10 protein-coding genes are annotated in these 14,065 nt (G+C 70.0%); 3 read left to right on the top strand and 7 right to left on the bottom strand.

Features of this window, described 5'->3' with window-relative positions; genetic code table 11:
- Positions 1 to 113: 113 nt before the first annotated feature.
- The 3 genes from infB to nusA all read right to left on the bottom strand — a co-directional run bounded on the left by infB (position 114) and on the right by nusA (position 4,304).
- The gene (gene infB / locus FVP77_RS03420; protein ID WP_147893257.1) at positions 114 to 2,927 is read right to left on the bottom strand and encodes a translation initiation factor IF-2; all 2,814 of its coding nucleotides are present in this window, start codon (positions 2,925 to 2,927) and stop codon (positions 114 to 116) included.
- A gap of 93 nt (positions 2,928 to 3,020) precedes the next feature.
- The gene (locus FVP77_RS03415) at positions 3,021 to 3,272 is read right to left on the bottom strand and encodes a YlxR family protein (RefSeq protein WP_147893256.1); all 252 of its coding nucleotides are present in this window, start codon (positions 3,270 to 3,272) and stop codon (positions 3,021 to 3,023) included.
- Between the two features lie 42 nt (positions 3,273 to 3,314).
- Positions 3,315 to 4,304, bottom strand: a complete 990-nt coding sequence (gene nusA, locus FVP77_RS03410; RefSeq protein WP_147893255.1) for a transcription termination factor NusA — start codon at positions 4,302 to 4,304, stop codon at positions 3,315 to 3,317.
- A 116-nt stretch (positions 4,305 to 4,420) separates the two neighbouring features.
- On the opposite strand from nusA, the gene FVP77_RS03405 reads away from it, so the two are divergent.
- Positions 4,421 to 5,230, top strand: coding sequence for a DUF1206 domain-containing protein (locus tag FVP77_RS03405; protein ID WP_147893254.1), 810 nt, complete (start codon positions 4,421 to 4,423; stop codon positions 5,228 to 5,230).
- A gap of 6 nt (positions 5,231 to 5,236) precedes the next feature.
- Here the strand turns inward: FVP77_RS03405 and FVP77_RS03400 are convergent, their stop codons facing one another.
- Positions 5,237 to 6,058, bottom strand: a complete 822-nt coding sequence (locus FVP77_RS03400; RefSeq protein ID WP_147893253.1) for an aldo/keto reductase — start codon at positions 6,056 to 6,058, stop codon at positions 5,237 to 5,239.
- A 158-nt stretch (positions 6,059 to 6,216) separates the two neighbouring features.
- Between FVP77_RS03400 and FVP77_RS03395 the strand changes: the two genes are divergently transcribed.
- On the top strand, positions 6,217 to 8,712 hold the full coding sequence (locus tag FVP77_RS03395) for a metallophosphoesterase (protein ID WP_222707688.1): 2,496 nt from the start codon (positions 6,217 to 6,219) through the stop codon (positions 8,710 to 8,712).
- A gap of 153 nt (positions 8,713 to 8,865) precedes the next feature.
- Here the strand turns inward: FVP77_RS03395 and FVP77_RS03390 are convergent, their stop codons facing one another.
- Positions 8,866 to 10,620, bottom strand: a complete 1,755-nt coding sequence (locus FVP77_RS03390) for a proline--tRNA ligase (RefSeq protein ID WP_147893252.1) — start codon at positions 10,618 to 10,620, stop codon at positions 8,866 to 8,868.
- Between the two features lie 190 nt (positions 10,621 to 10,810).
- On the opposite strand from FVP77_RS03390, the gene pcp reads away from it, so the two are divergent.
- Entirely contained in the window at positions 10,811 to 11,449 is a 639-nt protein-coding gene (pcp, locus tag FVP77_RS03385; protein ID WP_187266801.1) for a pyroglutamyl-peptidase I, read from the top strand.
- A gap of 127 nt (positions 11,450 to 11,576) precedes the next feature.
- Here pcp and FVP77_RS03380 read toward each other — a convergent pair whose 3' ends face one another.
- Together FVP77_RS03380 and ispG are read right to left on the bottom strand one after the other, a co-directional pair.
- Positions 11,577 to 12,791 carry a benzoate/H(+) symporter BenE family transporter gene (locus tag FVP77_RS03380; protein WP_147893251.1) on the bottom strand — a complete coding sequence of 405 codons (1,215 nt, stop codon included), beginning with the start codon at positions 12,789 to 12,791 and terminating at the stop codon, positions 11,577 to 11,579.
- A gap of 73 nt (positions 12,792 to 12,864) precedes the next feature.
- On the bottom strand, positions 12,865 to 14,016 hold the full coding sequence (ispG, locus tag FVP77_RS03375) for a flavodoxin-dependent (E)-4-hydroxy-3-methylbut-2-enyl-diphosphate synthase (protein ID WP_187266800.1): 1,152 nt from the start codon (positions 14,014 to 14,016) through the stop codon (positions 12,865 to 12,867).
- Positions 14,017 to 14,065: the final 49 nt, after the last annotated feature.

Genomic DNA, 14,065 nt, shown 5'->3' with positions numbered 1-14,065 from the left:
GCGGAAACCGGAGGCTGCGAGTGTCTCCTCCTGAGCATCGGGGTAGGGGCCCCGCTCTGCGAAGGAGGAGACACTCGCTGCCGGAGGTTGCAGCCGGCCGGAGTGACGCAGGATCAGCCTCGCGGCTTCTCCACCATCTCAGTGGTCTCGATCTCGTCACCGATCTGGATGTCGTTGAACTTGCCGAGACCGATACCGGCCTCGAAGTCCGTACGAACTTCGGTGACGTCGTCCTTGAAGCGACGCAGCGACTCGATCGCGAGGCCGTCGGCCAGCACGACACCGTCGCGGATGACGCGAGCCTTGGCGTTTCGCGTGATCGTTCCCGATCGCACGATGACACCGGCGATGTTGCCGACCTTGGAGGAGCGGAACACCTCGCGGATCTCGGCGACACCCGACTGCACCTCTTCGAACTCCGGCTTGAGCAGGCCCTTGAGCGACTGCTCGACGTCGTCGATCGCGTTGTAGATGACGGAGTAGAACCGGGTGTCGACACCCTCGCGGGCGGCGCGCTCACGGGCCTTGGTGTCGGGGCGCACGTTGAACCCGATGATGATCGCGTTGTCGATCGTCGCGAGGTTCACGTCGGACTCGGTGATGGCTCCGACGCCGCGGTGGATGATGCGCAACTGCACGCTGTCGTCGACCTCGATCTTGAGGAGCGATTCCTCGAGCGCCTCGACGGCACCCGACACGTCGCCCTTGATGATGAGGTTGAGCGACTCGACCTTGCCCTCTTCGAGTGCGCGGGTGAAGTCCTCGAGCGAGATGCGCTTGCGGGCCTTGGCCAGCTGGGCGTTGCGCTCGGCCGCTTCGCGCTTCTCAGCGATCTGACGGGCCAGGCGGTCTTCCTCGGTGACGATGAACGTGTCGCCTGCGCGGGGCACGGAGTTCAGACCCTGCACCTGCACGGGGCGCGACGGCCACGCCTCGAGCACGGCCTCGCCGTTCTCGTCGGCCATGGCGCGGACGCGTCCGTACGCCGTTCCGGCGACGATCGCGTCACCGACGCGCAGCGTTCCGGACTGGATGAGCACGGTGGCCACCGAACCGCGACCCTTGTCGAGCTTCGCTTCGATCGCGACACCACGGGCGGCCTTGTTCGGGTTCGCCGTGAGGTCCAGGCCCGCGTCGGCCGTCAGCAGCACGGCGTCGAGGAGGTCCTGGATGCCGATGTTGTTGCGCGCCGACACGTCGACGAACATGACGTCTCCGCCGTACTCCTCGGCGACGAGGCCGTACTCGGTCAGCTGCTGACGCACCTTGGCCGGGTTGGAGTCGGGCTTGTCGATCTTGTTCACCGCGACCACGATCGGCACGTTGGCCGCCTGGGCGTGGTTGAGCGCCTCCACCGTCTGGGGCATGATGCCGTCGTCGGCGGCGACCACGAGGATCGCGAGGTCGGTCACCTGCGCACCACGTGCACGCATGGCGGTGAACGCCTCGTGACCCGGGGTGTCGATGAAGGTGATGGCGCGCTCGATGCCCTCGTGCTCGGTCCAGACCTGGTACGCACCGATGTGCTGCGTGATGCCGCCGGCCTCGCCCGCGACCACGTTGGTCTGGCGGATGGCGTCGAGCAGTCGGGTCTTACCGTGGTCGACGTGGCCCATGACGGTCACGACCGGAGGCCGGATCTCGAGGTCGTCTTCGCTCTCGGCCTCGAGTTCTGCGTCGAGGTCGAGACCGAAGCCCTCGAGGAGCTCCTTGTCCTCATCCTCGGGCGAGACCATCTGGATGTTGTAGCCGAGCTCGCCGCCGAGGACCTCGAAGGTCGCCTCGTCGAGCGACTCGGTCGCCGTCGCCATCTCACCCAGGTTGAACAGGATGGTCACGAGCGTGCCGGGCTGGACCGTGTAGCCGGTCAGGGCCTCGATCTTGTCGGCGAAGTCGGAGATCGATGCGCCGCGACGCATGCGGATGATCTCGCCGTTGCCCTTGGTGACGTTGACGCCGCCGACGACCGGCGCCGACCGCATCTCGAATTCCTGCCGTTTCGCCCTACGCGACTTGCGCTGCTTGGACTTGCCGCCACCCTTGCCGAAGGCACCCGCGGTACCGCCGCCGGGGCCGCGACCACGGCCGCCACCACCGCCGGGACGACCGGCGAAGCCGCCGCCCGCCGGTGCGCCGGGACGGGAGAACCCGCCGCCACCGGCACCGCCGGGACGACCGGGACCGCCGGGACGCTGCTGGAAGGGAGCGCCGGGACGACCGCCGCCACCGGGACGACCCGCACCGCCGGGACGCGGAGCGCCCGGGCGCGGGGCACCGGGACGCGGCGCCTGCGGGCGGGGGATGTTGCCGGGGGTCGGCGACGGGCGCTGGCCCATGCCCTGAGCCGACGCGAACGGGTTGTTGCCCGGACGCGGACCGGCCGGACGCTGGCCCATGCCCTGAGCCGATGCGAACGGGTTGTTACCCGGACGCGGGGCACCACCGGGACGGGGCGCCTGCGGTGCGCCGCCTGCCGGAGCCGGGCGCGGGGCGCCAGGGGTGTCGGACGACGGAGCGGGGGCGGATGCTTCGGACGCCTCGGGCGCGGCGGGTGCTGCCGGTGCCGGAGTCGAGGGAGCGGCGACCTCGGGGGCGGCGGCGGGTGCTGCCGGTGCCGGGGTCGGTGCGGGAGCGGGTGCGGGAGTCGGACGCGCGGGGCCGGGCGTGGCCGCAGGTGCGGCGGGCCGGGCCGGGCCGGGCCGGCCGGCGGCGGGTCGCGGCGAGGCCGCGGGGGCGGCCGGCGCCGATGCGCCCGCCGATGCGGAACCGTCGGCCTCGAGGGCCGCACGGAGCTTGCGAGCCACGGGGGGCTCGATCGTCGAGGACGGGCTCTTGACGAACTCGCCGAGTTCCTTGAGCTTCGCGAGGGCGATCTTACTGTCGACGCCGAGCTCGGAAGCGATCTCGTGTACGCGTGGTTTTGCCACAATTCTCCTGTCAGGGGGCCTACCCCGGACAGGGCAGACCGTTAGATGCGGACGGGTCTCATTTCGAGCCGTTCACTTTGAGTCCATAGCCGTTCAGCCGTTTCGCTGGAGGGATTCTTCGAAGGTCTGCGTGTCGAGAGGACCCGACACACGTAATGCTCGCACGAACGCGCGGCGCCGCAGGGCGACCTGCACGCACTCGTGCGTCTCATGAACCCACGCGCCCCGCCCCGGAAGACAGGCCCGATCATCGCGGATGAGGACCGAACCGTCGGCCACGACTCGAAGGAGCGTGGACCGTGGTGCGCGCGCACGACATGCGACGCACGTTCGTACGGGTTCCATTCTACACCTCGGGCGCGTCGTAGCCGATCGGGGGGTGCGCGATCAGTCGTCTTCCAGGATGCTGTCGGGCTGGATGTCGATCTTGGCACCGGTGAGCTTGGCGGCGAGGCGGGCGTTCTGGCCCTCCTTGCCGATCGCCAGCGACAGCTGGTAGTCGGGCACGAGTGCGCGAACGGCTTTGGTCGAGGCGTCCAGGATGAAGCTCGAGGTCACCTTCGCGGGCGAGAGGGCGTTGCCCACGAAGCGGGCGAGTTCGGCGTCGTAGTCGACGATGTCGATCTTCTCGCCCCCCAGCTCCTCGGTCACGGCGCGGACGCGGCGCCCCAGCTCGCCGATGCAGGCGCCCTTGGCGTTGATGGTGGGGTCGTTCGCCTGCACCGCGATCTTCGTGCGGTGCCCCGCCTCGCGGGCGAGGGACACGATCTCGACGAGGCCCGAGGCGATCTCGGGCACCTCGAGGGCGAACAGCTTGCGGACGAGGCCCGGGTGGGTCCGGGAGACGGTGATCGACGGGCCCTTGGTGCCCTTCGACACCGAGGTCACGTAGACGCGCAAGCGCGAACCGTGCGAGTAGTTCTCCCCCGGCACCTGCTCCTCGGGGGGAAGGATGGCTTCGATCGTGCCGAGGTCGACGTGCACCATGCGGGGATTGGGGCCCTGCTGGACGACACCGGCGACGATGTCGCCCTCCTTGCCCTTGAACTCCCCCAGCACGGCGTCGTCCGCGATGTCGCGCAGACGCTGGCTGATGACCTGCTTCGCGGCGAAGGCGGCGATGCGCCCGAAGTCCTCCGGATGCTGCTCCTCCTCACCGATCACGACGTCCTCGTCATCGAGGACGGGGGCGAAGATGGCGACGTGGCCCGTCTTGCGGTCGAGCTGGACGCGCGCACCCGCAGGCACGTCGCCGTTCTCGGACGTGTGGCGGCCGTAGGCGGTCAGGATGGCCGATTCGATGATCCGGACGAGTTCGTCGAAGGGGATCTCCTTCTCGCGTTCGACCGTCTTCAACAGACCGAGATCGATGTCCACAATGGGGCCCTCCGTATTCAGCTCTCGTCGGCGCGATCGCGCGTCGACATTCCCCCTACATTACCGGACCGCCCGTGCCCGCGGTGGTGCGGCGCCCACTGGCCTACGGTGGTCGCATGCCGTCCTCCCCGCGTTCCGCCGCCGCGTCGGCGCAGTCGTCCTCGGCCTTCCGCACGCTCGCGCGCGCCGGATTCGTCGCCAACGGTCTCGTGCACGTCCTCCTCGGCGCGCTCGTGGTGACCGTCGCGTTCGGCGGCGACGAACAGACCGATCAGTCCGGCGCGTTCGAGGCCATCTCGGCGGCTCCCTTCGGCGCCGTCCTGCTGTGGGCGTGTGCCGTCGCGCTGTGGGCCCTGGGCGCCTGGCGCGCCGTCGAAGCCTTCGTCGCGCGCGGCACGAGCGGCGCCGATCGCGCCAAGCGCGCGGTGAAGGAGGGCGCCCAGGCGGTCTCCTTCCTCGCGGTGGGCGGCATCGCCGCATCCGTCGCGCTGGGTGCCCGGTCACAGGGCGACCAGAGCGCGCAGAATGCCAGCAGCAATGTGCTCTCGCTGCCCGGCGGTCCGTTCCTTCTCGGGGCCGTGGGGATCGTCGTCGCAGCCGTGGGCGTCGGGTTCGTCGTCATCGGCGCGCGACGCTCGTTCCGCAAGAAGATCGCCACGCCCGGGGGAACTTTTGGAACGGCTCTCATCGCCCTCGGCACGGTCGGGTACATCGCGAAGGGCATCGCCCTCGCCACGGTCGGAATCCTCGTCGTCGTCGCTGCGGTCACGGTCGACCCGTCCGCCTCGGGCGGGCTCGACGCCGCCGTGAGCGCGCTGCTGCAGACGCCGGCCGGACCGTGGCTGGGCGCCGCGGTGGGGATCGGCTTCATCGCCTACGGGCTCTTCACCGTTCTGCGCGCGAAGTATGCCCGGCTCGAGGCCTGACCCGCGTCAGTCGAGGTCGGGGTCGCGCCCGGTGCGGGCGCCGGTCTCGAGTCGGTCGATCGCCGCCACGTCGTCGGCGTCCAGCACGAAGTCGAACACATCGGCGTTCTCTCGCAGCCGCGCGGGTGACGTCGATTTCGGGAAGAGGACCAGGCCTCGGTCGAGGTGCCATCGGATAACCACCTGAGCCGGGGTCTTGTCGTGGTGCTGCGCGATGGAGCGCAGGGCGGGTTCGTCGAGCAGACCGCCGCGGGCGAGCGGGGCCCACGCCTCGGTGACGATCCCGTGGCCGGCATTCCACTCCTGCAGATGGCGCTGCGGGAACCGCGGGTGCAGCTCGATCTGGTTGACGACCGGGCGCACGCCCGTCTCGGCGACGAGCCGATCGATGTGATGCGGGTGGAAGTTGCTCACTCCGATCGACCTCGCCCTCCCCTCGGTCGCCAGCCTCACGAGAGCCCGCCAGGTGTCGACGTAGCGGTCCTGGCTGGGGACCGGCCAGTGGATCAGATAGAGGTCGACCTCGTCCAGTCCCAAGCGGCCGAGGCTCGCGTCGAAGGCCCGCAGCGTGGAGTCGTATCCCTGGTCGTCGTTCCACACCTTGGTCGTGACGAAGAGGTCGTCGCGGTCGAGGCCGCTGCGCCGCAGGCCCTCGCCCACCTCCGCCTCGTTGCCGTAGAGGGCAGCGGTGTCGACGTGCCGGTAGCCGTCGGCGAGGGCCCCGGCCACGAGGTCGGCGGTGAGTTCGGCCGGAACCTTGTATGTGCCGACGCCGAGCTGCGGGATGCTGCGGCCGTCGGCCAACGGGATGAGCGGGACCTGGATCATCCGTCAACGCTAGCCGCGCAAGCATCAAGGCGCGATCCACGGTCCGTTCATCTCCCCGCCACGGTTTGGTTGCATCCGCCGACAAAAGTGGCGAGCGCCCCCGTTCCCTGTCGGCGACGACAGCGGAGCGGCCTGTTCATCTCGATCGAGGAGTATCCGTGGCCCCCACCACACCGCGCACGACACGACCTACCGTGCGACGCTGCGTCGCAGCATCCGCCACCATCGGTCTGGCCGCCGGCCTCCTGGCCGCCGGCGTCGCGCCCACCGCATCCGCCGCGCCGACCGACGACCTGGCGTCGCGATTCACCTTCGCGGTGCTGCCGGATACGCAGTTCTACTCGCGCTATTCGGCCGACCAGTTCGTGCCCCGCTACGGCACCGACCCGTTCGCCACCCAGACCCGCTGGATCGCGGACAACGCCGATGAGCTGCGCATCCCCTTCACGGCGCACCTGGGCGACATCGTCGACCGGGCCACCGTGGAGAACGAGTGGAAGGCGGCGGATGCGGCGATGAAGGTCCTCGACGACGCCGACGCGCCGTACTCGATCCTCCCCGGCAACCACGACGTCACCAACAGCGGCGTGCGCGATACGGAGCTGAATCACGCCTCGGAGCCCTTCACCACCTGGTTCGGCGCGGCTCGCGCGGCGGAGCAGTCGACCTACCGGGGATCCGATCCGACGGGCCTCAGCCAGTTCCATATCTTCGAGGCCGAGGGGCAGCAGTTCATGTCGCTCGCCATCGCATGGAACTCCTCCGACGCCACCCTCGCCTGGGCGCAGGGCGTTCTCGACGCGCACCCGACCGTGCCCGTCATCTTGAGCAGCCACGCGCTCATCAACGTCGCCGCCGACCAGGCGTCCCCGATCGAGACCGGCGACAGCGAGCGGATGTGGGACGAGCTCATTCGGGGCAACGACCAGATCTTCATGACCCTCAACGGCCACTTCCACGGTGCGACCCGCCAGGTGAAGAAGAACGACTTCGGCCATGACGTGCATCAGGTCCTCATGGATTACCAGATGGCCTACGAGGGCGGCAACGGCTATCTCGGACTCTTCGAGTTCGACCTGACGAACAACACCATCTCCCTCGAGACGGGCTCCCCGTGGGTCGTCTCCAAGCCCCAGGAATCCCTCACGAGCTACGACCAGCCGCTCCTGGACGGCGAGCATCAGCGATACGCGATCGACATCGACTTCCGGTCGAGGTTCGCCGGGTTCGCCCCCGACTTCACCGCCGGCTCGGCAGACGAGCCCTCGCTCACCCAGCGCGCGCGGGAGATCCTGCTCGACGGGTTCGATGGCCCCGATCCGATCTCCACCGAGCTGCCGGGCAACGAGCTCGACTTCGTCGAGGCCGAGGGCACGCTCGCTCACTGGCGGTTCAACGGCCTGGAGGGCGTCGTCGACGCCGACACCGTCGTGGAGGACGTCGCCGGCGACAACGACCTGACACGCCCCGACCCGGCGACCACCGACGCGGTGGGCGCCACCTGGGACGACGTCACGATCGAGACGTCCGACGTGCACGGCTTCTCGTCCGACGGCGCTGCAGCGTGCTTCGACGACTCCTCGGGCTCGCGGTTCAGCTACCTCACGACCGCGCCGGATGCCGCCGTCAACGACGCAGACCTCAGCAAGGGCTACACGATCGAGACTTTCGTGAAGATGGACTCCGACTGGGATGCTTCGGCGAACGGGTGGTCGAAGTTCCTCACCCGCACCGGCAACCGTTCCCAGATCGGCGTGCCCCAGACCCGTTGGGACTGGACCGCCTCCCCCACGGCGCTCGGTATCTCGAATCTGCGCGAGTTCCAGTTCACGAGCATCTCCGACGACGTGCTCGCCGGCGACAAGACCAACTGGTCGGGAGAGATCATGGTCGACAGCTGGGCGCACGTCGCCGTGGTGAACGACCCCGCGACCCGGTCGACCACGATGTACGTGGACGGTGCTCCGGTGTTGCGCAACGCGACCGACACGGCGGGAATGGCCCGTCAGGACGGAATGCCGTGGATCCTCGGGGCCGACTGGGTGGACGATGCCGCCCGTAACGGATGGCACGGCTGCATCGGCGAGACCCGGATCATCGACCGCCCCACGACGCCCGACGAGTGGCTGACGCAGCGCGCCGACCTGAGCGGGTTCGAGGTCACCGACGCCCCGCAGAGCGAGCTCGCCTCGACCGTCACGTCGGTGCGTTTCGCCGGCACCGGCTTCCCGGGCGCCGAGGTGTCGCTCGCTCCCGTCGCCGGCCTCGCGGCGATCGCCGCCGACCTCGACGGTGCGACCACGACGGTCGACGACGCCGGTCGCTGGGAGATCCGAGTGACCGACGGACTGACCAGCGGCCCGCACGAGATCGCGCTCTCTCAGTCGCTGGGGTCGCGCTCCTCCGCCGCCCAGACGGTGAGCTTCGCCATCGCCGCCGCCCCGGGCACGCCCACCCCGAGCTCCTCGGCCACACCGTCGGCCACGCCGCGGCCGTCGGGATCGGGCGCGCCCGCAGCATCCGGCACCTCCGGGCTCGCCACCACCGGTGTCGACGGCGCGCTGATCGGCTGGGGCGCGGCTCTGGGTGGCGTGCTTCTCGTCGCGGGCGGAGCGCTCGCCGCGGCCAGGATCCGACGCACCTCGAAGGTCTGACCAGCCCATCGCGAACGGCCCCGCCCTTCATGGGCGGGGCCGTTCTGCGTGCAGACCCGGTGGGAGGAGGAGTTCTCACCGACGGAGGACTCTCGGAGCTGACGCGCTCCTCCCGCCGTGAGATCCCCTCCGCCCGTGACGGTGGTCGTGACGTCAGGCCGTGAGGCGGGCGACGGCCTCGGCGGCCGGGACCACCTGGCGGTCGCCGGTGCGGCGATCCCAGAGCTCGACCTCGCCGTCGGCGGCGCCGCGCCCGACGATGACGATGCGGGGCACGCCCACGAGCTCGGCGTCGCCGAACTTGACGCCGGGCGACACCTTCGGGCGGTCGTCGTAGAGCACGTCGAATCCGGATGCCTCGAGGTCGGCCGACAGCGACGCTGCGAGCTCGAACGCCGCGGCATCCCGTCCGGTGGCGACCACGTGAACGTCGAACGGCGCCACGGACGCCGGCCAGATGAGGCCCTTGTCGTCGTTGTTGAGCTCGGCGATGTTGGCGAGGATGCGGGTGACACCGATGCCGTACGAGCCCATCGTGACGGTGACGAGCTTGCCGTTCTCGTCGAGCACTTTGAGCCCGAGCGCCTCGGCGTACTTGCGGCCGAGCTGGAACACGTGACCGATCTCCATGCCGCGCGCGAGCCGCACCGGACCCGAACCGTCGGGCGCCGGGTCGCCCTCGCGCACGGTGGCGACCTCGATGAAACCGTCAGCGGTGAAGTCGCGGCCGGCGACGAGGGAGTGCACGTGCTTCTCGTCGATGTTGGCGCCCGTGATCCACGAGGTGCCGTCGACGACGCGAGGATCGAGGAAGTAGCGGATGCCGGTGGCCGACTCCTCGCCCAGGATCGGGCCGGTCTCGGACCACGGCCCGATGTAGCCCTTCACCAGGAGCGGGTTGCGCTCGAAGTCCTCCGCCGTGGCGGGCTCGACCGCCGCGGGCGCGAAGGCCACCTCGACGCGCTTGTCGTCGACGTCGCGGTCTCCGGGGAGGCCGACGGCGACGACCTCGCGCGTGCCGTCGAGGTGGGTGAGGGCCAGCACGACGTTCTTGAGCGTGTCGGCGGCCGTGTAGTCGCCGTCCATCGTCGCGTTCGCGTGGTCGACCAGCGTCTGGATGGTCGGGGTGTTCGGCGAATCGAAGATCACGGGCTCGGCGAGGCCGTCGAACGCGATCGGCTCGGGCACGACCGTCGTGAACGCCTCGACGTTCGCCGCGTACCCGCCCTCCGAGCGCACGAAGGTGTCTTCGCCGATGTCGGTGGGGTGCAGGAACTCCTCCGACTTCGACCCGCCCATCGCGCCGGCGTCGGCGGCGACGATGACGTACTCGAGCCCGAGGCGCCGGAAGATGCGCTCGTACGCATCGCGCTGCGCCTGGTACGACGCATCGAGACCGGCGTCGCTCGCATCGAACGAGTAGGCGTCCTTCATCGTGAATTCGCGGCCGCGCAGCAGTCCTGCCCGCGGGCGGGCCTCGTCGCGGTACTTGTCCTGGATCTGGTAGATCGTCAGCGGCAGGTCTTTGTACGAGTTGTAGAGGTCTTTCACGAGCAGCGTGAAGACCTCTTCGTGCGTGGGGGCGAGGAGGTAGTCGGCGCCCTTGCGGTCCTTCAGACGGAACATGCCGTCGCCGTACTCCTCCCACCGCCCCGAGAGCTCGTAGGGCTCGCGCGGCAGGAGCGCCGGGAAGTGCACCTCGTAGGCACCGGCGTTCGCCATCTCGTCGCGGATGATCGCCTCGATCTTCGCCTTCACCCGCAGCCCGAGCGGCAGCCACGCGAAGACGCCCGGCGCCTGGCGGCGGATGTATCCCGCCCGCACCAGCAGTCGGTGGCTGGGGACCTCGGCATCAGCCGGGTCTTCGCGGAGCGTACGGAGGAAGTAATGCGACAGACGTGTGACCACGGTTCGAGTTTACGGGCGCACCCCACGCGGGCGCGCCGCGTCCGTTCCTGAGGGGATTCCGCGTACTGAGGGCGCTCGGGCTGATTCTGGCCCTCGGCAACAGAATTCTCCTCAGAAGACGCCGCGCGTGCTGCCGTCTGAGTGCCCCGCATCGAGCCGGGGAAGCGCCAGCGACACCTAGCCTGGAGTGATGACCACCGTGCTGCTCACCGGTTTCGAGCCCTTCGCGGGCGACGCGACGAACCCTTCGGGTGACGCCGTCCGGGCCGTCGCGGAACGGTGGACGGGCCCGGAGACCCTCGTGACCGAGGTGCTGCCGGTGACCTTCGCCGGGGCGGCGGCTCGCCTGCGCGTACTCATCGACGAGCACTCCCCCGACGTCGTCATCGCCGCAGGGCTCGCGGGCAACCGCGCGCAGGTGACACCGGAGCGCGTGGCGATCAACCTCGCCGATGCCCGCATCCCCGACAACGCGGGCGAGCAGCCGCTCGACGCGCCGTCGGTTCCGGGGTCGCCCGCCGCCTACTTCGCAACGCTGCCCGTGAAGGCGATCGCCGCGGCCATCGCCGGTGCGGGGATACCCGCATCCGTCTCCCACTCCGCCGGAACGTTCGTCTGCAACCACGTCATGTTCACCGCACTCGACGCCGTCGCGGCGCAGCAGGACGTGCGAGCGGGCTTCGTTCACGTGCCGTGGGCAGCCGAGACCGCGCCGGCGGGAGCGCCCGCCCTGCCTCTCGCAGACATCGTGCGCTCGCTCGAGGTCGCCGTCCGCACCTCGCTGGACACACGCGGCGACGCGCGCATCACCGGGGGCGCGCTCGACTGAGCTCGGGCGCCGCCTCAGCATCCGACCCCGTGTCGTGAGCGGACGAGAAGTCACGGGCGGATTACCCGAGGTGGCTCATTCCTCCTCCGCCGGTGAGATCTCCTCCGCCGGTGAGACGGATGCTGCGTCAGCGGCGCCCGACGTGCAGCACGGCGCGCACGATCAGCCCGGCGGCGAGCGCCCAGAACGCCGCACTCACCCCGAAGATCGCGATGCCGGATGCAGCGACGAGGAAGGTGACGACGGCCGGGACCCGCTCGCCCGGGTCGTCGATCGCCTGCTGAATCGCCGAGCCGAACGCTCCGAACAGCGCCAGGCCCGCGACGGCCGGGATGACACCGACGGGAGCGAGCAGCACGAGCGCGGCGAAGGCGGCCGAGAGCGCACCGAGCACCAGGTACGAGCCTCCCGCGGAGACACCCGCGACCCACCGCCGCTTCGGGTCGGGGTGCGAGTCGGGGCCGGCGGCGATCGCCGCGCTGATCGCACCGAGGTTGACGGCGTGCCCGCCGGCGGTCGCGGCAGCGGCCGTGCCGAGGCCCGTGACGAGCATCGCCGGGCGCCACGGGATCTCGTAGCCGAAGCTGCGCATCACCGCCACGCCGGGCACGTTCTGCGACGCCATCGTCACGACGAAGAGCGGAAGCCCGATGCCGATGACCGCGCCGATGGTGAAGGTCGGAGCGGTGAACTCCAGGCGCGGCAGGAGTGCCGCAGCATCCGTCCCCACCCCGGTGCGCGCGAGCTCGATCGCGACCACCACGATCGCGGCCACGAACGCGAGGGGCACCGCCCAGCGCGGCAGCAGTCGCGAGAAGACGAGCCACACGATGATCACGGGCGCCACGCCCCACGGGTTGGCGACCAGACCGCCGAACGGTGCGACGCACAGGGGCAGCAGCACCCCGGCGAGCATCGCCTGGGCGATCGACGGGGGGATGCGGGCGATGAGCGCGCCGATGGGCGGGAACAGCGCGGTGAGCAGGATCAGCACCGCCGCCACGAGGAACCCTCCGACGGCGGCAGACCATCCGCCCTCGACCGCGCCGGTCGCGGCGAGAAGGGCGACGCCCGGCGTCGACCAGGCGATCGTGATCGGCATGCGGTAGCGCCAGGCCATCACGATGCAGCCGAGACCGGCCGCCAGGGTGACCGCCAGCAGCCCGCTCGCCGCCTGTCCCGGCGTCGCACCGACCGCGCGGAGCCCGGTGAGGACCACCGCGAACGTGCTCGTGAAGCCGACCAGGGCGGTGACGACACCCGCGATGATCGGTCGCGACAGCGACGCGGCGGGAGGAGCAGGGGAAGTGGACGACGCGGCGGACGGTGGCACGGCGGACATGAGGTCGAACGCTACCGCACCCGATCCTTCCGCCGACAACCCGGCGCCGCCGCCGAGAATTCGTCGGAAGTCGTCAGGCCGTGATGACCTGCGCGGTTCCGATCTGAGCGTCGGGGCCCATCTCGGCGGCCATGCGGTTGGCCTCCTCGATGAGGGTCTTGACGATGTCGGCCTCGGGCACGGTCTTGATGACCTGACCCTTGACGAAGATCTGCCCCTTGCCGTTGCCGGAGGCGACGCCGAGGTCGGCCTCGCGCGCTTCGCCGGGACCGTTGACGACGCAGCCCATGACGGCGACGCGCAGCGGCACCGTCATGTCCTTGAGTCCTTCGGTCACGTCGTCGGCGAGCGTATACACGTCGACTTGGGCGCGTCCGCAGGACGGGCACGACACGATCTCGAGCTTTCGCTCGCGCAGGTTGAGCGACTGCAGGATCTGGTGACCGACCTTGACCTCTTCGGCCGGCGGCGCCGACAGCGACACGCGGATGGTGTCGCCGATGCCCTCGGAGAGCAGGATGCCGAAGGCGGTGGCCGACTTGATCGTGCCCTGGAACGCGGGGCCCGCCTCGGTCACGCCGAGGTGCAGCGGCCAATCGCCCATCTGCGCGAGCAGACGATAGGCCTGCACCATGATCACCGGGTCGTTGTGCTTGACCGAGATCTTGAAGTCGTGGAAGTCGTGCTCCTCGAACAGGCTCGCCTCCCAGCGCGCGCTCTCCGCGAGCGCCTCGGGGGTGGCCTTGCCGTACTTCTCGAGCAGACGGGGGTCGAGCGATCCGGCGTTGACGCCGATGCGCAGGGACACGCCCGCCGCCTTGGCGGCGGCGGCGATCGAGCCGACCTGGTCGTCGAACTTGCGAATGTTGCCCGGGTTGACGCGCACTGCGGCGCACCCGGCGTCGATCGCCTGGAAGACGTACTTCGGCTGGAAGTGGATGTCGGCGATGACGGGGATCTGGCTCTTCTTGGCGATGATGTGCAGCACGTCGGCGTCGTCCTGCGACGGGACGGCGACGCGCACGATCTCGCAGCCGGATGCTGTCAGCTCGGCGATCTGCTGCAGCGTGGCGTTGATGTTCGTGGTCGGCGTCGTCGTCATCGACTGCACGCTGACGGGAGCGTCACCGCCGACGAGGACCTTACCGACCTTGATCTGACGGCTCTTCCGGCGGGGGGCGAGAACCTGGGCGACTCGCGGCATCCCTAAATTGACTGCAGGCACGTGCTCAGCCTACGCCGGGCGACCTGCGAGGAGGCCGAAGCCGGTGTGG

The sequence above is a fragment of the Microbacterium hatanonis genome, from assembly GCF_008017415.1.
In the GTDB taxonomy this organism is placed as follows: Bacteria; Actinomycetota; Actinomycetes; order Actinomycetales; family Microbacteriaceae; genus Microbacterium; species Microbacterium hatanonis.
This window is presented reverse-complemented; position numbering and strand designations above follow the sequence as displayed.